The organism is Stenotrophomonas sp. 62841_Sma, from assembly GCF_056482945.1.
The window spans coordinates 3,368,172-3,387,400 of record NZ_CM151224.1; the positions used below are offsets into that span (position 1 = coordinate 3,368,172).

Sequence of the window (19,229 nt, forward strand, 5' to 3'; positions counted from 1 at the left end):
GCTGATTACCTCGCGTTGAGTGCTTCGCGCAGCGCTGAACTGCTGGCGTTGCGTACGCCCTGGGTAGTGGTAGACACGAGTTGGCGGAGCAGCTGGTTCTGCTCGGCGAGCAGAGCGTTGCTCTGCTGTACTGCGGCAGTGGTTTGCGTCTGAGCGTCGTTGTTCACGACCAGGTCGAACACGGCCCGGCTGAAGTTGTCCGGCAGCGCCTCGATGGCGTCTGCCAGCGCCCCCATGCTGGTGCCGTCCTGCTGATTGAGGTCTCCGACCTTCATGCCATCGATCAGGCCCGTCACGCGGCCGTACAGGCTGTTGTAGTCCTGCCCGCTGGCGTAGAGGTTCCGACCAAAGCCCAGCGCGGCCTGAGCGGCCGCCTGTGCGGCGCTGGCGTCGCCTCCGGACACCGCCCGCTCCAGCTCCTTCATCGCCTCGCCCAGCTTCTCCTGGTCCGTCAGCGGCGAAAGATCGCTGATCGACAGGCCGTACTGCATGGCCTTCTTGTCCTTGTCGATCTGCGACTGCAGCTTGCCCATGTTGGTGGCACGCAGCGCCTCGATCTTGGCCAGGTCTTCCGCGCGGGCTCCGGACAAGCCGAGCGCCTTGGCGTAGTCATTGGCCGACTTCACCTGCTGGCGATACGTGCGCTCGATCGACAACGCCTGCGACTGGTACTGCGTCAGGTTGGCCGTCATCAGCTGGGTGCTCACGTCGGCCATGAGGCTGGCGTAGTTGCCGAGTAGCCCGGTCACCTTCTGCACCTGGGTGGCCAAGTCCGTGCCGGCGACGCCGGCCAGGTCCTGGAAGTAGTCGACCGCCTTGTTGACCTTGTCGACCTCCAGCCCGTTGAGTGCTCGGCCCAGCTCATCGGCATTGCCGACTGCCAGCGCGATCGACGCACTGAGCGCGGTGAACACGTCCGCCGACTCGAAGTAGCCGTCGAGCTGGCCACCGAACCCTGCCGCCTTGACCGCCTCGGTATACAACCGATTGGTCATGTCGGCGAGGTAAGCCTCCAGCTGCGCCTTGGCCTCGGTGGAGTCCGCCGACAACTGGAGCTTGCCCAGGTCTACACGCACGCTGCCGAGCTTCTGGGTCAGGTCCACACCCAACTGCTTGGCCAGATCGGTGGCAGCACCACGCACCTGGCGCGCGGCCATATCGAACGTGCGATCGATGCCAGGATCTAGCGCGCCGAACTGCGTCCACTTCTTGTCGCTGCGGAACAGGCCGCCCTTGGCCTTGATATCCGCATAGCTCTGGCCGTCGAAGCCGCCGAAGCCATAGCTGCCGGTGATGCCTTGGCCTGTGACCTTGGGCGCCTGTCGACCGAACAGCTTGGCGTGGATGCTGGAGCCAGACAGGATCGAAGCGACCTTGTCGTTGAAGCCCAGGGCACGGAACCCCTTGTCGGCCAGCCCCACCGCACCGGCTGTGGCGATCTTGCCGGCCCAACTCTCACCGTTGGCGATGTTCCAGCCTTGATCGAACAGCTGGGCGTTCTTCATCATGCCGGCCACGATCCAGCCGATGATCGGCACCGCCGCAGCCGCCGAGCCGGCCGCACCAGCTCCTGCACCAGCACCAGCACCGGCGCCGGCGCTCCCGCCGCCAATCAGCCCCGAGAAGCTGGAACCGGTCATCCCGGCCATGCTGGTCACGTCGCCGAAGCCTGTCAGGGTTCCCGCCGCGGCACCTGCCGAACGACCGAAGCCGAACAGGCCCTGCCCCTTGGAGAGCAGGCCGGCCACCGTACTCAGGTTCTGACCTCCCGCCGCCGAGCCGTTGCCGCCGAACAACCCCATCAAGCTCTGCAGGTTCAGCCCACCGCCCTGACCGCTCATCCCATTGAGGATCTGCGTCTGGATCGGGATCACCAGCTTCTGCTGCAGGAACTCGCGGGCGAGATCGCGCAGGCCGCGCTTGGCGGCGTCCTTCAGGTCGTCCCACAGGTTGTCGAAGTCGCGCATGCCGCCCGCAACGAAGTCCGCCATGGCATCTGCCGCATCGCTCACCCCGCCCACCACGATCGCGGCCCATGCCTCGACGTTGGCCGCTGCCTCCTCGGCGCGCATGGACAGATCTGCCGATGCCCGCGCAGCGGCCAGCATGGACTGCTCGTACTGCTCGTAGCTCGCGGCCCCCTTGGACAGTGCCAGCGCTTCCTTGCCACCAGCAGCTTCCACCGCCTTCTGCAGCTCCTGCCGCATGTCGCGCTCGTTCATCATCTGCCGGCGCGACAGCTCTCGCGCACGCCCGACCTTGCCGAGCATGGCCACCTCGGCGTCCATGGTCGCCAGCAGCGATTCCGGACTGGCCAGGGCCTTCTTGATCTCAGCGCTGGACTGCTCCAACGCCTTCTGCGACTCCAGCACGAGCGTGTTGTACGCGGCACGCTCAATGCGCCCTTCCTTGAGCGCTTCCTTCAGCTTGTCCTCGAGCTGCTTCTGGCGCTCGGTGGCCTCAGCCAGTGGGCCAGCCATGGTCGCGGCAGCCATCGCCGCCTGCTCGCCGTAGCGCTTGATTGCCTCCGCGTCGGCTTTGCGGTCCTTCGCGCCCGCACGCTCTGCGGCCGACGAAGCCTTGCGCGACTCGGTGAAGTTCTTCTGCGCCGCGGCCAGCTCGGTCTGCAGCCGGATGTACTGGGCGCCCTGTTCAAGGTACTGCTTGACCTTCGGGTCGTCGCGCTTGGAGAAGTCGACGCCGCTGGCTTGGACCTCCTTGAACCAGTCGCCCACGTCCAGCTTTGCCACCTCTGCCGCGCTCTTGCCAACGCGCGCCAGCTGGCCAGGCAGCGACTGCATCGCCGACGCGATCCGCTTCCCAGCAGCGCCGGCCGAGTCCCCCAGGACATTGAACGAGCCCGACAGCGCGTCGGTGGCACCCTTCGCCTGAGTGCTGCTGCCAGTGAACGCATCCAAGATCGCCCGCTTGCGATCGACCTCCCTCCCAGCAGTCGCAGCGGCGGCGGTCTCTTCCGTGAGGCTCTTGGCCACCGCTGCAGCCGCCGGAGAGCCTTCGATCATTGCCTTCCACGCCGCGTCTAGCCTGCTCGCGAACTCATCCGCGCTGATCTTCCCCGCCTTGAATGCGGAATCCAGGCGTTCGGTTTCTTGAATGAATGCAGACGCCTGGCCAGCAGTGGCAAAGTTTGTGGCCGCTGCGACCATCTCGGTGATGGACCCCGTGATGGTGCGGTAGTTCGCGTCGATCTCCTTCTGCAAGCGGAGAATCTCGCCAGCCTGCTGCTGCCGATTGAGCAAGCGAAACTTCTCGATCGCAGTATCGGCCGCTCCGCCGAAGTCAATGAGCGCCGCCGCTGCAGTATTGGTGTTATCCCGGAAGATCAACCAGCCAGCTGCGGCGGTTGCCAGCATCGTGATAATGCCCGCCGGACCGCCCAGCATGGCGAGAGTCGAGGACCCAGCACGCGCCAGCCATCCTGCATTGGCAGCTGCAGCCTGCGTTTGCGCCTGAGCCAGCAATAGGGTCGCCTGCCGGTGCTCCAGCGTCGCTGCGGCGGCCTTGCTGCTCACCGATACGCTACCTCCGATTGCAGCAGCGCGGCGCACCTCCGCCTCCGCATCGAGCATAGCTGCACGGGTCCGTAGCTCGAGCTGCTGTGCAGCAGCCAGATTCTGAGCGGCAGCTGCCCTATCGGCGGCTACCCCGGCGTTCGCTGCCGCGACCCGCGCGAGAAGGGCCTTCAGCAGAGGCCCCGAGGCAACTGCTGCACTGGCAACAGCGACCGCCTGAAGGTTGCTACCCAGCAAGCCAATGCCTGCAGCGAGCGCCTGAGACGCGCCAGTGGCGTCGTCGGCGCGGCCGATCATCTCCGATAGGTTGGTGTTGAGTAGGGTCAGGGACTGCCCTACGGTCACGTCCATCTTTCCGAAGGCTTGGTCAACAGCGCCCGCTTGGCGCTCCAGGGCCTTGATGACCTGGTCGGCGCTCAGCTTGCCGGCCTGCCCCAGCTCGCGAAGCTTACCCATCGGGACGTTTAGCCCCTTGGCAATCTCTTGGGCCAGCGCCGGTGCGCCCTCAAGAACTGAATTCAGTTCCTCGCCGCGCAATGCACCGGAAGCGAACGCCTGCCCCAGCTGGATGAGCGCTCCTTCAGCGGCAGCAGCGCTGCTGCCGCTGATCACCATCGTCTTACTAATGGTCTCAACCACGCGCGCCAGGCCGGCGCCGGACAGGCCCAGCGCGTCCTGATTCATGGCGATTCGCTGATAGAGCTCGGCTGTTGCCCCCAAAGGCTGCCGCGTCGCCTTCGCAATCTGGACCACGTCCTGCTGAGCAGCAACGAACGCCGCCTGGTCTTTGGTTACAAGACGGAGCCGGTTGTTCAGGTTGGTCCACTCATCGGCCTTGCCAATGACCGCCTTTACTGCTGCCAGTGCAGAGGTCATCCCCACGGCTTCGATCGCCACGCGCCGGAAGCCCGCAGATACCTCATCCGCGCCGCGGCGGGTGGCGTCAGACATGGACGACTGAATGGTTTCCATGTCGCGCTTGACCACGCGCGCGGCCTTACCACTATCTCGCTCGAAGGAGCCCGACTTAAGCAACAGGTCTACGGTAAGTGTGTAAAGGCTCATGCCATCGTCCACAAAAAAGGCCCGCACATGGCGGGCCGACAAGAAAAAAGCCGCCCTGTTGGGCGGCTCCTATTGGCGAACGATCAGTTGGGGGATGATCGTCGGATTACTTCGTCATTGATTACCAGCTCTTTCAGGAAATGGCCGTCCAAAGACATGACGCATCGTGCGGTCGTGTCTACGTTTGCACCAAACCCGTTCATCAGCGTCAAACCATCACCATGCCCCCACAGGACTTCTATTTGGTCACCTGCGCGGTGTACCGAACTCGGATCGGGGATCTTGGCAGAGGATGGATTCTTGGCAGACTCCTTGATCCACTGGCGGCAATTCTTGCTCGCCTCCCGATACGCAAGTTGTTCGGGTGGAACGCCGCCGCAGGACACGAGGAGAACCCCGGCAGCAAGAGCAATGGCGACCGTGGCCAGGGTCATTGGGGTTCTCATTGCGATCCTCGTATCAGTGTCCTTCGAGGATTCTCGCATTCTCCCCGGGCCGCAACAAACCGCTACGCCGGCACCTCCTCGAACTCCATATATCCCGAGAAGTATTGCCGGCTGATGTTCTCGGCACTGGGCAGCTGGGTCGAGAAGCCATAGAGGGCGGACCGCGCCGCCAGCGCCGGATCAAACGCCTTCGTGACCATATCCCGGTACTGGGGCACAACACAGGAGCGCCGCCGGCCCGACAGAGCGGCCCCGATCGTCTCCCAATCCATGCCGCCGAGACCGTTGCCGCGCACAACCGGCGTGGAACGGCCGGACAGAGTGCAGGTCAGGCGGCGGTACAGCGCCCCGGGAACCGTATTGACTTGGCCGCCCTTGGTCCGGGCATGAACGCTGGCGTCGATAGTGGCCACGGCCCAGCCGTCCTTGATACCAACGTCCACCGCCCGGAAGATCGCAATCTCGCCCACGTCCACGTTGGTGGCGGTGGTGGCAATCTCCACGGACACCACCGAGACCAGGGCGCTGGCCTGCGGGAACAGCCAAGCGCAGACGCTGCCGCCCGGCAGACGCACAGTGGTCCCGGTCGCGCCGGCAGCGCTGACCTGCACGCCCGGCGGAATGTTGAGGCCGAGAATCGCGATGATCCCCGGGACGACAGCGTCGGCCAGGGTGATCGTGATCGCCAGCGAGCCTGTGCGCCGGATCCGCGAGGCCCTGCCAGGCTTGCCGTCGAAGAGCGCCGAGCCCTGATCCGCACTCAACCACGTGCCACCGGTCAGGGTCACTGTCGTGACTGCCGGCATGCCATATCCAATCAACACGTCATCATCCCCACACCGTCAGCACCACGTCCCCCGTGGCAGGGTTGCGCTCTACCCGACGCACCAGCACCGGCTTGCCGTCCTCGAGGCCGTATCGACCGTAGGTAAGCCGGCCGATCTGCCCGGGAAGCGGCGCCAGATCCTGATCACCACGGACGGCGAGCTGGTAGAAGTGGCGCTGCACCTGGTACATGCCCAGAACGCGCTCAATCTCCTGCTGCGCATCGGCCGCGTGCCAGAACAACGAGATGACCGGGTCGGCAGCCTCTGCCCGCTGGTAGTGGGCGTGCAGCGGACCCGCACCATACACCTGCCCCCGATAGAGGCCGGTCAGTTCATCGCGTCGGGACTGGGGCACGTCGACAACGTCGGTGACCAGGTCCGATGCGCCCAGCGCCTGGCCGTTGGGCCGGTAGGCCATGCGTCGGGTCAGGTTTGGCGCATCGTCGGGCACCATGACCAGATCAGCCGCCAGATCATCCTCCGACAGGTCGAAGGCGAACGCACCGGCATGTGTCTCGGGCGCGGTCACGCGGACAAAGCGCAACACGCCAGCAGGATCCTGATAGCAGCCGGCGCCGTAGCTGGGCAGGAGGGAATTCAGCGCCGCGCGGCCGGTGATGGCTGTGCCCGCGTAGTAGCCGATCCCCATGTAGCCCGTGGCTTGGTCGATCACCGCGCAGTCGCTGGCCGACCACGCCGCTCGGCCCAACCGGGCCATCACATCACCCACCGCCTGCTCCAGCCGCGCCGGCATCATGCCCGCGCCGACGCTGGAGGCGTCAACCACCACCGGCGTCACCGGTGGCGACTTCAGCAGCAGCTGTTGCCCGTCCGGCGCCTCGTTGTAGGTGTTGATCTCCATCAGGTCACCGCGGTCCATCACCGCATTGACGTAGACCCGGCTGTCAGCGACGAACATCGATGTTGCGTCCGAATTGGCGCCCATGGCCGGGATGCTGGCCACCGCGCCAATCACCACCGGCTGGGGCTTCCACGCCAGTGACGCGACATTCGGCAGGAACACGCCCCGGTTGATCGTCTCGTCCAGGTAGTCGTGCGCATCGCGCAGGTGCAGCGTCTTGGTGCCATCATCGTTGATCTCGATCTGCTCGATCGCGCAACGGAAGGCTGGGACCGCGTCGGCCCGCATGCCGCTCTCGGGTGCCAGCAGGATCTGCACCGAACTGCCAGAGGCACCAGTACCCGCCATCCCGTCCAGCAAGCCTTCCGCGTCCACCACGACGCACTCGGCGGCCGCTGCCTGGGACACCGGATCACCGCCCCACGGCCAGAACGCAAGCTCCTGAATCAGGCTGACGCCCTCGGCCACCAACCCCTCGTAACGGGCATTGGCCGGGCTGTCGCCGGGCGCGGACAGCCAGTCCACGTCGGCCAGCCGGGTCGGACTGACGGACGCAGTGGGCAACCGCCAGCCAGCGGCCGCCGCCTCGCTTCGCGGCCCCCACTGCCCGGCATTGACAGCCAGGCAGAGCCCGCCAGCCTTCGAAGCGCCCAGCGAAGCGGCGAAGAACAGCGGACCGGACAATTGCAGCTCGCGCACCAGGATCTGCGCGCCGTTGAGGTAGAGCCGCAGCTGGCGAGGGGTCGAGAACACCACCTGCAGCCCGACAATGTCGCCATGGGCCACTGTCGGAAGGCCCGTTGCGATCGCACCGCCTGCCTGCAGCAGCCGCCCGGCGGCGAGGTCCCAGCCGATACTGGCGAGGTCTGAACCCAGCGCCTTGTTCAGCGCTGCCGGGCCGGTGGCGAATCCTACGAGTGCTGCAACGGCGTCATCACCCCACACAGCAAACTCCACGCCCACCGTCCCGGCATCAAGGCTGAAGTCGGAACGCGCGTGACTGGCCAGCGTGGTGGCGCCGGTGGTGGCCAGGGTGAGCCCGCCATCTCGCGAAGCGAGTACCGGGCCAATGGGCGTGGCGGCGAACCGCCCGAATGTGTCGGTCATGGTCATCCCAGTCCGTCGAACCAGTCCTGCGCCTCGTCCTCATCGGACCGTGGCACGAGGGCGTCGAGGTAGTGCTGAAAGGAGCGCTTGGTCCCGCCCTGGCTGTGCGAGGCGGTGATGTACGCGGCGAAGGCAGCGGGCTTGATGTGCAGGCTCACGGGGTCGATGGGGTTCCGCTTGTGGAACTCCCACCATTCCAGGAACTCGCGCCGTGACATGGTGGCCCGCAACTCCGAAACCGGCCGGTGCAGGTGACCGGCGAGGACCTTCCAGAACCAGTCCTCGCCACGCTGCCTTAGCCGTTTCCCGCGTCGGCCCGCGCCTGGGCGGCGTCGTCGCCGAACCCGGAGTGCTTCATGGCCACGCGCTGCAGCTCAGCAGCCACCAGCGGCTTGAGCTGGGCGGCCTGCGTCACGTTCATGACCGGCTTGCCGTCCTCGTCGCAGATGGTTGCCGCGATCAGCTTGGCGCGGTCGCCCTCGCCCCACAGCTTGCGGAACTCCGCGTCCGGCAGCTCGCGCACGTGGAACTGTGCCTTGTCGCCGTTCGGCAGGGTGATCGCGTCAGCGTGCACGTCCTTGGAGGCGAACATGCCCAGGTCGGTGAATGACTGCAGGAGGCTCACGGGCTGCTGCGGCTGGGTATCGGTGGTTTCGCTGGTCTTGCTCATTGGCCGTTTCCTTGAATGGCGACAGGGCGCGCGGGCCGCGCACGGCTAACACGCGGAGGATCCGCGCGCCCTGCCAAAGAGAAGGCCCGCCGAAGCGGGCCGAGAGAGAGCGCCGTTGCGACGGTCAGCCGCCCACCGAAGGCCGGTGGGTAGTGACTGCGCCGGAGCCGCGGATGGTGATCGTGGCCTTCCAGACGTCGTTGTCCTGGCTGGTCACCGCGAAGTTCTGGACGAAGCCGTCGAACCGCTTGGACAGCACGTCACTGGGCGGGGTGATCTTGCCGGCGACTGCGACCGGCTTCGCCGCTCCTTCAGTTTCCGACTTCGGCGCGGTCACCAGCCAGTTCACGACAGCGCCGGTCTTGTGGAGATCTTCCAGCTTCTCGTGATCTTCGCTGTCGTAGATGATCTCGATGCTGGTGCTGCCGGTCTGCTTGCGCCCGGCGACGAACTGGTCCCAGTCGTCGTCGTAGTCGGAGATATCGATCTCCGAGGCCTGGCCATCGGGGAAGCCAACCGAGCGGAGTCGGGTCACCTTGGTGACCTCAGTCGCATCGGTGGCGACGAACAACTGGGAGTGCTTCGACTTGATTACCTGTCCCATAGGGGTTTCCTTGCGTTGTGCCCGTCGCCGGGCATGAAAAAGGCCCCTTGCGGGGCCGAAGGGTTGCCGTTGTGTGGATCAGCGCAGCTGCAGGAGCCGCACGTCGAATGAAATGCCTATCGAATCCGTGCCGTCGCTGTCGGGCGTCGGGTTGTACGACTCGATGCTGCCCACGCGTTCGACCACATCGCGGATGGCGACGGCAACGCCGTTGGCTTGGGTGAGGACCTCGCCCCATACGGTCATGCGGACCCGCCAGCCGTCAGCCGGCGGCGGCTCGGACAGCATCGCGGTTGGCGAGCCGTTGACCACCTCCCACGTGGCGTAAGGGAGCGGCGTGTTCTGGGGCGCACTGCCCAGAAATAGGCGGACGGGGTCGCCGAGCTGCTGCCGGACGGTCGGATCGCCTTCCAGCAGCGATTGGATCAGGGGAACCATCATCGCCAGCCATCCTTCTTCAGTTGCTTGTCCAGCGCCGCCCAGGTCTCGTCGATGACCACTTGAGCCGCTTCCGGGCCCTTGGCCTCGCCTGCTGGCGTGAGGAACGGAGACGCCCGCATGTTCTTTGTGCCGAACTCTATGAACCGCCAGTAGTAGGCCCAGCCTCTATCGACATAGGTTTTACCGGTCCGCCCACGCCGTTGATTGCGCTTGGTGTTGGCGTACTTGCGGCGGCGCCCCGTCTTAACGCCTACGGTGAAGTACTCGCCGCCTTGGCCTACACCTGCGCGCTGTCGGCTCTTGGAGTTGGCCCGGCGGGTGACGATCTGCGAGGCCATGAACCCCGACGCTTTCGGTGCGCGGCGCCTGGCGTCGTCCCGGATGACGTTGCCGCCCTTGCGCATGCCGGCTTGGACCGCCCTTCCCTGGATCGCCTTGGGGGCTTCCCGCAGCGAGCGCAACAGGCCATCCAGCCCCTGAATTGACACTTGCTCAGTCATTGCTGAACCCCGCTAAGGCGATGATCGCCACCTCACTACGGTCGTTGCTGGGTGCGATGCTTTTGATATCGAAGGCGCGCCCACGGAACACGATCCGCCACTGAGGATCAATGTCACGGGGGCGGATATCGAACCGAACCTGCTCCCGGTAACGATCTGCGCCGGCGGCGACCGCCTCTGTCGTTGCCGCAAGATTGTTGGTGGCCTTGGCCCACACGCTCACAACCTCGACCCACACCGGTTTACCTGGGCCGCCCAGTGGATCGCGCGAATCGGTCTTGCGCTCGAAGCGAATGCGGTGCTGCAGATCGCCATCTAGAAGCGTCATGGCATCATCACCCTTCGGTATGGGCGCAGCAGGCTCTTGGCGCCGTTGGGTAGCTCGACCGCCTGGGCTCCCACGATCACGTCCGTGCGGTTCGCGTAGAGGTGACCGAGCGTCAGCAGGATGGCAGAGAAGATGCTTGGATTCACAACAACGCCATGGACGCAGGCCTCCGCCTCGGCTGTCGCCTCGCGATGGGCGACAACCGCCAGCCTTATTGCGGCAGTGCGCTCGTCGCTATCCTCAATGAACACCGCGTCTCCCAGCGCCTGGCTTTTTGCAAGCGCAGCGCCCTTCATTGCGGCTGGATAGCCACTCCGTGCCAGAGCCAAGGCGTCGGCGTCCTTGTAGATCCGCCGATTGAGGTATGCCTGCGCTGCATCCTGCGCGCCGGCAATGGCGGCCTGCAGCTGTTCCTCGGGGTAATCGGCCTCAACTCGCACATGCGAGCGGGCTTGTGCGAGTGAGACGACGGGCATATCAGTCCTTCTTCCCTTCAGCCAGAGCAGCGGCCAGCTTCTCCGCCCCCCAGCGCTTGTCGAACGGGACACCTGCAGCTTCAAGCTGCGCCATCAAGGCGGGCTTGTCTTCGGCAGCGACCTGGCCCTTGTCGTCCTCGCCGGACAGCTTGTCGACGGTATCGGCGATCCGCGCCTCGCGTGCGGTGCTATCGAGCGCGTTCCAGTCCTCCACCGACAGCCCCGAGGCTACGTGTGCGCGGCGAACCACATCGCCCAACGACAGGACACTGCCGTCGGAAAGCTCGAAGCTCTCCGGCTGAACACTGGATCCCAGCAGGATCGGGGCCGGTGTGTCTGCCATCAGGCTGAGCGCACCGACAGATAGTGCGCCGGCCTCCAGCTCGGGCGGGCAGTCATCCCCGGCAACGAACTGGACGGGATAGATCTCGCCTTCCGGCACTCCACGGAAGGGCTTGATGAACTTTGCCATTGCGGCTCCTCGATCACAGGGTGAATGCCGGGCGGCGCGAGGCCGCCCGACGGGTGGGTGATCAGGCCGAAGCCGCGATCTTGAGGGCGCGCATCGGCTCCGGGTTGTGCACACCGCCGCCCACGCGCTTGGTGGTGTAGAACATCACGTAGGGCTTGTTGGTGTACGGGTCGCGCAGCACGCGCACGCCCTTGCGGTCGTACACGGTGTAGGTCTGCTTGAAGTCGCCGAACAGCGCGGCGATGGCGTTTGCTGCCACATCCGGGATCGCGGCCACGTCCTGCACCGCAAAGCCGGCCAGGGTCGACGGCTGGCCGGCCACCAGCGACGGCTGCCACAGGTAGTTGCCCTGCGCATCCTTCAACTTGCGCACCACACCCTGGGTCTTGCGGTTCAGCGCGAACTTGGCGCCCGCGGTGAATGCCGACGGCAGGTCATAGACCAGGTCCAGAATGCTGTCACCGTTGATGCCGGCCGCCACGCCGCTGTTCACCACCTTGATCGCACCAAACGGGTGCTTGGCCGCGTTGGCGCCACCGTCCACGTAGGTCAGGATGCCGAACGGCTTGTTGACGCCATTGCCGGAGAAGAACGCATCGCCCTCCTGCTTGGCAAACTCCAGCTCGACCTCGCCGGCCAGCCATGCCTCCAGGTCAATCTCGGCATCGTCCAGCAGCTGCTGGGTTGCCGCCGGATTGGCGTAGATCTCGCCCCAGCCGAAGCTGAGCGGACGCAGCTTCGCCGTTGCGGTCTCCGGGCGGGCATCTTCTTCGCCCACCCAGCCCGACGAAGTGCCGCCGGTGTTGTAGAGCTTCGTCAGGCCCGCACCGGAGCAGGGCTGCACGTTGGCCAACTGCCGCATATCCGACACGATGACCAGTCGGTCGGTGATCGAACGATCCCATTCGACCGGGGCCAGGTATCCGCCTTCATCGGCCGCGCCCTTGTTCAGGGCCGCCTGCACTTCACCCTTGCGGAAGTGGGCACGGAAGGAATCGGTGTACTCGGCATCGGCGACACCGCTGCCGGCGCTACCACCACCCATCTGGAACGCGGCCATCTGGGTGTTGGCCTGGTCGACCGCAGCCTGCAGGCGGGTGATATCGGCATTGATGTTGTCGACCTTCAGGGCCTGCAGTGCATCGGCGCTGCCCTTCTTGATCTCTTCGAGCTGCTTGGTGTGCTCGGCCTTGAACTCGGCGAATGCCTTGTTCAGCGACTCCACCAGCGCCTTCACGTCAGGCTGGCTGCCGCCATCGGCGTGCACGGAAACGAGGCCGCGCGGGACGCGGCCGTGGGTCATCTTGGTCATGTGTTGGCCTCTTAGGATTTGATGTTGTCGAGAAGGCCCTGCAGCAGGGCCGAGGTTTCGTTGCCGCCAGCGCTCGGCGTAGCGTTCCCGGCAGCGCTCGGCTTGCCGTTGAACAGCGATTTCAGGGTGTCGCGTCGCATGGATCGGGAGTGGCCGGCCTTGGCCATCGCCGCTTCGACCAAAGCCAGAGCCTTGCGCCCACCCGATGCCTGCTTGGCATCCTTGGTGGCGGCAGCTCCATCGAGCAGACCATCGGCAAAGCCGTCTTCCACCGCCTGGGCGGCACCGATCCAGGTCTCCTCGTCCATCATCCGAGCCGCCTCGGCCTCGGTGACGCCCGAGCGGGCCGCGTAGACCTTGGCCATGGCCGTGTCGAAGGGCTCCAGCAGCTTTGCCGCGTCGGCCATATCGTGCCGATTGCCGATGGCCACCGCCCAAGCGTTGTGGATCATCAGGAACGATCCGTCACCCATCAGGATCTCGTCGCCGGCCATCGCGATCACCGACGCCGCCGACGCGGCCAGGCCCATGACCTGGACTGTCACCCTGCCCTGGTGCTCGCGCAGCAGGTTGTAGATCGCGACACCTTCGAAGAAGTCGCCGCCGGGCGAGTTGATGTTCACCACCACGTCTTTCTCGCCGATGGCGCGTAGGGCGGCGCTGATCCGCTTGGCGGTGACGCCAGTGCCCTCCCAGTTTTCGCCGATCGAGTCATAGATCGAGATGCTGTTCGCGTCGTTGCCGGCGGCGCGAACTTCGGGCTCCCAGCGCTCGAGCGCGTCGGGGCGCATGTCGAACTGGGCGGCGCCGAGCCGTCGCTCGGCACGGATTTCAGGCAGCTGCCGGAGGCTCATTGCTCTTTCCCTTCTGTGTCATGGGGTTGATCAGGTCGTTGGCCCCGGGCTGATCCGATTCGGGGTAATCCAGCAGGTCGCGGACCTCGTTCTGCGTATGGAACGGTGCCGTACCACCCGATCCAAGGGCGGCCTTGAAGAAGTCGGCCTGATCCTTGAGCGTGCCGCGCATCAGCGCCCGCACGTTGAACTTAGGCTGGTAGCGCTCCAGGTCCCGCTCGTCGATCAGCGATCGCGCGACCGCCTGCTCCCAGTTGGTGAAGTGCTCCAACATCGTGTACTGCAGGAAGAAGATCCCCAGCTGCTCGATGCCAGTGCCCCAGCTGGTGTCGCTGAGGAACAGGAGCGGTCGGGGGACGCCGTAAAGCCTGGCCACCTCCTCCACCTGTGCGCTGCGGTTCTCGACGTGCTGGGCCTCTTGGGCGGTGCTGCCGAACTTGTTGGCCTTGGCGTTCTCCTCCAGCAGCATCCAGCGCTGTGCCGCGGCGGCGCCGGCATACTCGGTGTCGAGAGACGTGCGCATGCGCTCGTAGGCCACGTCGCTGAGCGCATTTGGCACCTCAATGGCGCCGCCGGCCATGTTGCCGGTCTCAAAGATCCGGCTTGCTGCCTGTTCCGCATCCAGAGCCAGGCGAATAGCCCGATCTGCCAGCTTCATCCTGGACAGGCTCGTCACGCCGTCCACGGATAGGTCGCGGATGTGCAGCACTTCCTCCTGCTTGAGGATGACCTCGCCACGCTTCTTGCTGTTGAACCGGTAGAGCATGCGCCAGTCGTCGCCCAGCTCCGCCCGCACCGCTGGGGAATCCAGCGGGATAAGGTGGATTGGCCGGCCTGCTGACCACACGATCCGCGCGTAGGCATCCCCGTGCCGCTGCCGGGCCAGCTCCATCTGCCGCTTGAACTCCAGCGGCGTCTGCCATGGATTCGGCTTGATCTTCAGCAGGCGGTGCGCGGGATGCTCGGTGGCTATCCGCTTCTTCCCACCCGACTCAACCAGGTTCAGCGGCAGCATGCCGATGGTCCCGCAGATCAGAGACAGGCAGCGGAGCACTGCCATGTTGCGCAACTGGTAGCCACCGCCACCGTGGCCACCCTGTGATCGAATGAACTCCAGCAGTGCCGGATCATTCATTCCCGCGAACTGGCCGGCCTCAGCGCGTGCACTTGGTGGCGCCGCCGGCGGTGGATTCCAGAGCCGGTCCAGCGACTTAAGGTCTTCTTCGTTGAACCTGGACATTGCGTTTCCTATAAGAATCGGATGCCCCGCTGCTCATAGACAGAGGCGGGCGCGACCGATGAATGTGCGGAGCCGAAGGCCATCACTACCGCCACCGCGGCGTCGATCTTGTTGACTGAACGCGCCTTGGACAGCCAGCGGTTCTCCCATTTGTCGCTCTCGATGACGGCCGACATGATTGCGGACACCAGCACAGGGTTTCCGAGCAAGCGGACGCGCCCTTCCAGAAGGGCTTCTTCGAACAACCGGAGCGATCCGGGCATCCAGAGGCCTTCCGGCGGCGGCTTGCCGGCGGCGGCAGCTGCCTTTACTGCAGCCTCCGTGGGCTTGCCCTTCTTCAGGCCACCCTGCGGGTGCTCAACGAACGAGACGGAAAGCCCCAGCTCTTTCACTTCCTCTTCGAACTGTCGGAACGCGTACCGGTCGTAAGCCACTTGGACAACTTCGAAGTCCCGGTCGTACTCGGCCACCGTCTGCGCGACGTGCCGGTAGCTGATCGTCTGCCCCTTCGGGGCGTGCAAGTGACCCTTTGCAATCCACGTGCTGTAGGGAAGCTTGTCGCGCAGTTCGCGAGCCTTGACCGTATCTCCCGGCGTCCACGCCTCCACCCACGCATCAAACGTTGGCTTGTTGACCAGGGTTTTCTTGCCCTCAACCTCTACCAGGACCTCCTTCGATCCGGTCTCCACTACCGCACCAAGAGCCGTAATGTCGCGGTTCTGCGACAGGTCCAGCCCGAGATGGAGGCGCTTGCCATGGTGCTGCGCCCTGTCGAACGACTGCATCGCAGGCTCGACAATTTCGCGACTCATCCACGCCTGGTCGGCGTCGGTCCACATGCAGAAGTTGAGTCGCAGGATCTCGTTGAGTTTGCTCGGGATCTGTTTGGCCAGGTCGACCCGGCCCTGCAGGTATTCATCCGTGATGGTGATACCCAGCATCGGGTTTGCTTTCACCCAGCAGGCCGGATCCTCGAGCGGCTCGTCGCCCTCATCAAGCCCGCACACGAACGAGAACGTACGGTCATCAATGACGTCTCCGACGAAGGTCGGATCGTTCACGGCCTCGTGGTGGCCAGCAGCCACCTTGACCGCATGCTCATGCTCTGCCCAGGCAACGCTGTTCCGGTCGCTGCCCGAATTGGTGATCATGAACAGCAGCGGGGAACGGCGGAACTTGAAGCCGTTCTCCATCATTTCGATGATCTTGCCGTCCGCCATCTCATGCACTTCGTCGGCCAGGACGAAGTGCGGCCGGTAGCCCGATCCAGTCTTGCCAACGTCACGAGACGCCGGTCGGAAGTAGCTCTGCGACTTGTGGTGGGCGATGTTGTATTCCTTGCCCTCACCGCCCGAGAACTCCAGCCGCTTCTTCAGCGCCGGTGACGCCTTCACCATCTTGACGGCATCCCGGAACAGAATGCCGGCCTGATCCTTGTGCGAGGCCACCGCGTATACCTGGGCGCCAGCCTCCTGATCGGCACAGAGCCCGATGAGCGCGATTCCGCCAGCCATCGGCGACTTGCCGTTCCCCTTGCCTTCCTCGATGTACGCGCGGCGGAAGCGCCGGGCGCCGTCCGCCTGCCTCCAGCCGAACAGACTGCCGATCTTGAATGCCTGGCTGGGGTGCAGCTTGAACGGCTTGCCCTCGAACTGGCCTTCGCTCAGGCGCAGCACCTCTTCGAAGAAGGCGATCTTCTTGTCGGCGGCTTCCCGGTCGAAGTACAAACCACGTTCGTGAGCGTCCTCCAGGTCTTTCAGGTGTCGCCGGCAGGCATTTCGCACGTGGGGGCCCGCCACGATTCGCCCTTCAACCACCGCCAGCGGGTACTCGCTGGTCCGGCAGTTAGAAGTGCTTGTCGTCCGGGTCTTCGTCCTCTTCGCCGCCATGATTCACTTTTGTCTCGTCAACCGGCGTTGCGCCGAGCTTGGAAAGCAGGGAGCCCAGCGCCTGAAGGGCCGAAACCCCCATCTCGGGGTCGGTCTCCATCCGAGCCGCCAAGATGCAGACCTGGCGCAGCAACAACCGGTGGCCGGCATGCAGCCACGGCATGTTTTCGACCTGCTCACGCCATACCGCGATCTGCGGTTTGGTCATCCCCTTGTAGGGAGGCCCGACCGCCTTGGCCTTTTTCGGCGTCTTGCGGTCCTTGTGCCGTTTTGGGTTCTTGGCCGCTGCGCCAGAAACTGCCGCTTTTGCGGCTGGTGTCCTTGGATTTGCCATTTTCTGCCCCGGTCGGGGGGTCGTCTTTCCAACTGTGGATGCGCGAAGAAGGGGGGGCGCACGTATCGCCGGGCGATCGGCCCAAACTTTTGAGCCCCCCTCCCCTTTTCATTCAGCTTTCTGTGGATAACTCCGCGCCGCGGCTGTTGGCCTACTTGATCGGCCACCCGTCGGCGTCGCACCCCACAACCACGTGCTGGGCGTTTCCAAAGCCGCCGTCCTCGCGGGCCGTCTTCCGGCTATGGCAGCTGATGCACATCGTCCGCAGGTTCTCCGGGGCGTTGTTGTTGGGGTCACCGTCCACGTGGTCGACGTGGGCTTGGCCTCGCCCGCTGCAGAGAACACCGCAGCCCTGCTCCTGGCATCGGTACAGGTCCCGAACCAGAATGGTCTCTCGCAGCGCGCGCCAGGCTCGACTGTTCGTCGGCAAGGCGCGCTTGGCTTGCCGGTTGCCTGCCAGCCCACGAGCGCTCATCAGTACGGCTTCCCATCCAGGTCGACTCGCTCGGGCTCGGCACCTTCGTCCTGCACCGGTGCGCCAGCCTCCTCACCCAGCAGCTTGGCCACGGCCTGCACCAGCAGCCAGTTGTGCATCGCCAACTCGCCGATCTGCTTGCCCAGTGTCTCGATGGCCCCGATCAAGCGATCGATACGTGCGTCGGTGCTGCCGTCAATGCGGGTAGCCAAGGCTGCATCAGCAGCAGCGCGCGCAGCCCGCTCGGTGGCCAGCTCAGCTGCCAGCGCCTCAATCCGTGCAACGTCCATCAGCAACCCTCGTCGTTTGCAGCACTAGGCCGCGGCGTATCCACCATTCAACCCGGTTCCAGTCCGGCTCCATCCCGGTTGCCCGGGCGAACCACATCACTGCGGCGAGGTAGCAACGAAGCCACCACCGCATGCGTACTGCCGCGCGCACTGTCGAAGCCATCAGAACTCCTCCACTGCCCAGCCGCCGCCGTCCTTCTTTGGCTTGGCCTTCACCGCAATGAAGCGGAACGGATACATCACCGCGGCAACCTTGATCTTGGCCCGCGCATCCCCCAGCCAGTAGCCCTTCACCTCATGGCACTCAATGACGCCATCGGCAGCCATGACCACGAAGTCCGGCGTGTAGAACGTGTTGTCCGCAAGCCGGAGCCTCAACCCTTCGAAGCGATGCCAGAGAATCTGGCCACCTGCCTTCATCGCATCTAGGCGAACCTCATATGCCCTCTCGGTATTGTTGAGCTGCCCTGCCTTGAGCCTGCCTTTCGCAAGCATGGCGCGCATCCCGCTGTTCTGGGCCGCCTTCATTCAGCACCCAACTGCCGGATCTCGCCGAGCTGCTTATTGCACTGCTGCAGGCTCAGAATGTTGGCGTTGTAGGCCGACACCACCTTCTCCACGGACCGATCCTGCGCCCTGGTGATCGGACAGGGCGGGGTCAGTTCGGCCGGCGGCGCCACTGGCCTCTCCACCGTGACGTACACCACCTGCGGAATGTCCGGCTTGCTGATCTTGCTGCAGCTGCCGAACCCGCACAGCGGCAGCGCCGCGGCAAGGATCACAGCAATGGAATGGCGTCGCATAGCTTCTGCTCCAGCTGTTGCCGGCATCCCGGCTGGTTCTTCGCGTCCTGCAGCGCGCGCTCCGCCGCTGTTGCCCGGCGCTTACTCTCGGCTGCTGCCGCCTCCGACCGGCGCGCGGCCTCATTGGCTGCCGCTCGCTGCCGGGCCGCTTCATCGATCGATGCCTGGGTCTGCCGGTTCACCTCCTGCAGCAACTGGCCAGCGGCGGTGGCCGCGCGCAGATTCTCGGCCGCGTCAGCCTCTGCTGCAGCGCGTGCCTTGTCGGCCTGGGCGATGGTGGCCCGGTCCTTGGCGGACTGGCGATCTTCACCGCGCTGGCAGCCGGCCACGAACAGGCCACCAGCCAGCGCAAGTACCGCCAGCAGTTTGAGCAGGTCGGCGTATGGTCGTAGTGGGTCCGGCATTGGGCACCTGCATGAATAGGTCGCCCTCCCTGGGGTACGCTGTGCGTGCGACCGACACAGCCCAAGGAGGGCAACATGGAAGAGGACTATCTGAGGGACCTTCGTGCGCTTATGCTCAGCGCGCGCGCCAGGGAGATCCGCGACAACACCCAGATCGCAACCAACCCAAACGACCTGGAAGTGATCATGTTCGCGGGGGAAGAACGGCAGGTTCTGACATTCGAAGCAGCGCTCAGGTATGCGATCACTGAACTACGGGACGCCCAGGCCTTGATTGAGCAGTACTCAGGCTATTAA

The 19,229-nt window shown here is 64.9% G+C and carries 23 protein-coding genes; 1 reads left to right on the forward strand and 22 read right to left on the reverse strand.

Annotated elements, in window-relative coordinates; all coding sequences use genetic code 11:
• Positions 1–5 precede the first annotated feature (5 nt).
• From ACZK5G_RS15850 to ACZK5G_RS15955, 22 genes are all read right to left on the reverse strand, one after another.
• Positions 6–4,598, reverse strand: a complete 4,593-nt coding sequence (locus tag ACZK5G_RS15850) for a tape measure protein (RefSeq protein ID WP_478464014.1) — start codon at positions 4,596–4,598, stop codon at positions 6–8.
• A gap of 83 nt (positions 4,599–4,681) precedes the next feature.
• On the reverse strand, positions 4,682–5,032 hold the full coding sequence (locus tag ACZK5G_RS15855; protein WP_478464016.1) for a hypothetical protein: 351 nt from the start codon (positions 5,030–5,032) through the stop codon (positions 4,682–4,684).
• 74 nt (positions 5,033–5,106) lie between these two features.
• A complete protein-coding gene (locus ACZK5G_RS15860; protein WP_478464018.1) occupies positions 5,107–5,850 on the reverse strand; it encodes a hypothetical protein in 744 nt (247 codons plus the stop codon).
• A gap of 22 nt (positions 5,851–5,872) precedes the next feature.
• A complete protein-coding gene (locus ACZK5G_RS15865; RefSeq protein WP_478464019.1) occupies positions 5,873–7,840 on the reverse strand; it encodes a hypothetical protein in 1,968 nt (655 codons plus the stop codon).
• Between the two features lie 2 nt (positions 7,841–7,842).
• Complete coding sequence (locus ACZK5G_RS15870; RefSeq protein ID WP_012511474.1) at positions 7,843–8,058, reverse strand: hypothetical protein; 216 nt, start codon at positions 8,056–8,058, stop codon at positions 7,843–7,845.
• A 77-nt stretch (positions 8,059–8,135) separates the two neighbouring features.
• Positions 8,136–8,510 carry a hypothetical protein gene (locus tag ACZK5G_RS15875; protein WP_478464020.1) on the reverse strand — a complete coding sequence of 125 codons (375 nt, stop codon included), beginning with the start codon at positions 8,508–8,510 and terminating at the stop codon, positions 8,136–8,138.
• Positions 8,511–8,634: 124 nt separating this feature from the next.
• Positions 8,635–9,114 (reverse strand): phage tail tube protein, encoded by a 480-nt coding sequence (locus tag ACZK5G_RS15880; RefSeq protein WP_478464022.1) that lies wholly within the window; start codon positions 9,112–9,114, stop codon positions 8,635–8,637.
• Between the two features lie 78 nt (positions 9,115–9,192).
• Complete coding sequence (gene gp17, locus ACZK5G_RS15885) at positions 9,193–9,555, reverse strand: tail completion protein gp17 (protein WP_478464023.1); 363 nt, start codon at positions 9,553–9,555, stop codon at positions 9,193–9,195.
• Positions 9,552–10,055 (reverse strand): HK97-gp10 family putative phage morphogenesis protein, encoded by a 504-nt coding sequence (locus ACZK5G_RS15890; RefSeq protein WP_478464025.1) that lies wholly within the window; start codon positions 10,053–10,055, stop codon positions 9,552–9,554. The genes gp17 and ACZK5G_RS15890 overlap by 4 nt, the downstream gene beginning before the upstream one ends.
• The gene (locus ACZK5G_RS15895; RefSeq protein WP_189719887.1) at positions 10,048–10,383 is read right to left on the reverse strand and encodes a phage head closure protein; all 336 of its coding nucleotides are present in this window, start codon (positions 10,381–10,383) and stop codon (positions 10,048–10,050) included. The genes ACZK5G_RS15890 and ACZK5G_RS15895 overlap by 8 nt, the downstream gene beginning before the upstream one ends.
• On the reverse strand, positions 10,380–10,859 hold the full coding sequence (locus ACZK5G_RS15900; protein ID WP_121504514.1) for a head-tail connector protein: 480 nt from the start codon (positions 10,857–10,859) through the stop codon (positions 10,380–10,382). The genes ACZK5G_RS15895 and ACZK5G_RS15900 overlap by 4 nt, the downstream gene beginning before the upstream one ends.
• A gap of 1 nt (position 10,860) precedes the next feature.
• Positions 10,861–11,331 (reverse strand): hypothetical protein, encoded by a 471-nt coding sequence (locus ACZK5G_RS15905; protein ID WP_478464026.1) that lies wholly within the window; start codon positions 11,329–11,331, stop codon positions 10,861–10,863.
• Positions 11,332–11,392: 61 nt separating this feature from the next.
• Entirely contained in the window at positions 11,393–12,643 is a 1,251-nt protein-coding gene (locus tag ACZK5G_RS15910; RefSeq protein ID WP_121504516.1) for a phage major capsid protein, read from the reverse strand.
• An 11-nt stretch (positions 12,644–12,654) separates the two neighbouring features.
• Positions 12,655–13,497 carry a head maturation protease, ClpP-related gene (locus ACZK5G_RS15915; protein WP_478464028.1) on the reverse strand — a complete coding sequence of 281 codons (843 nt, stop codon included), beginning with the start codon at positions 13,495–13,497 and terminating at the stop codon, positions 12,655–12,657.
• Entirely contained in the window at positions 13,475–14,737 is a 1,263-nt protein-coding gene (locus tag ACZK5G_RS15920; protein WP_201118937.1) for a phage portal protein, read from the reverse strand. Before ACZK5G_RS15920 ends, ACZK5G_RS15915 begins: the two co-directional genes overlap by 23 nt.
• 8 nt (positions 14,738–14,745) lie before the next feature.
• Complete coding sequence (locus tag ACZK5G_RS15925) at positions 14,746–16,626, reverse strand: terminase large subunit (RefSeq protein ID WP_478464029.1); 1,881 nt, start codon at positions 16,624–16,626, stop codon at positions 14,746–14,748.
• Positions 16,583–16,960 carry a hypothetical protein gene (locus tag ACZK5G_RS15930; protein WP_235202906.1) on the reverse strand — a complete coding sequence of 126 codons (378 nt, stop codon included), beginning with the start codon at positions 16,958–16,960 and terminating at the stop codon, positions 16,583–16,585. Before ACZK5G_RS15930 ends, ACZK5G_RS15925 begins: the two co-directional genes overlap by 44 nt.
• Positions 16,961–17,111: 151 nt before the next feature.
• The gene (locus tag ACZK5G_RS15935; RefSeq protein ID WP_279923448.1) at positions 17,112–17,435 is read right to left on the reverse strand and encodes an HNH endonuclease; all 324 of its coding nucleotides are present in this window, start codon (positions 17,433–17,435) and stop codon (positions 17,112–17,114) included.
• Positions 17,435–17,725, reverse strand: coding sequence for a hypothetical protein (locus ACZK5G_RS15940; protein WP_478464032.1), 291 nt, complete (start codon positions 17,723–17,725; stop codon positions 17,435–17,437). The genes ACZK5G_RS15935 and ACZK5G_RS15940 overlap by 1 nt, the downstream gene beginning before the upstream one ends.
• 162 nt (positions 17,726–17,887) lie before the next feature.
• Positions 17,888–18,253 (reverse strand): DUF1064 domain-containing protein, encoded by a 366-nt coding sequence (locus ACZK5G_RS15945; protein ID WP_223276842.1) that lies wholly within the window; start codon positions 18,251–18,253, stop codon positions 17,888–17,890.
• On the reverse strand, positions 18,250–18,528 hold the full coding sequence (gene lysC / locus ACZK5G_RS15950) for an Rz1-like lysis system protein LysC (RefSeq protein WP_189719893.1): 279 nt from the start codon (positions 18,526–18,528) through the stop codon (positions 18,250–18,252). Before lysC ends, ACZK5G_RS15945 begins: the two co-directional genes overlap by 4 nt.
• Positions 18,504–18,932, reverse strand: a complete 429-nt coding sequence (locus ACZK5G_RS15955) for a hypothetical protein (RefSeq protein WP_478464034.1) — start codon at positions 18,930–18,932, stop codon at positions 18,504–18,506. Before ACZK5G_RS15955 ends, lysC begins: the two co-directional genes overlap by 25 nt.
• A 75-nt stretch (positions 18,933–19,007) precedes the next feature.
• Between ACZK5G_RS15955 and ACZK5G_RS15960 the strand changes: the two genes are divergently transcribed.
• Positions 19,008–19,229 (forward strand): hypothetical protein, encoded by a 222-nt coding sequence (locus ACZK5G_RS15960; protein ID WP_189719894.1) that lies wholly within the window; start codon positions 19,008–19,010, stop codon positions 19,227–19,229.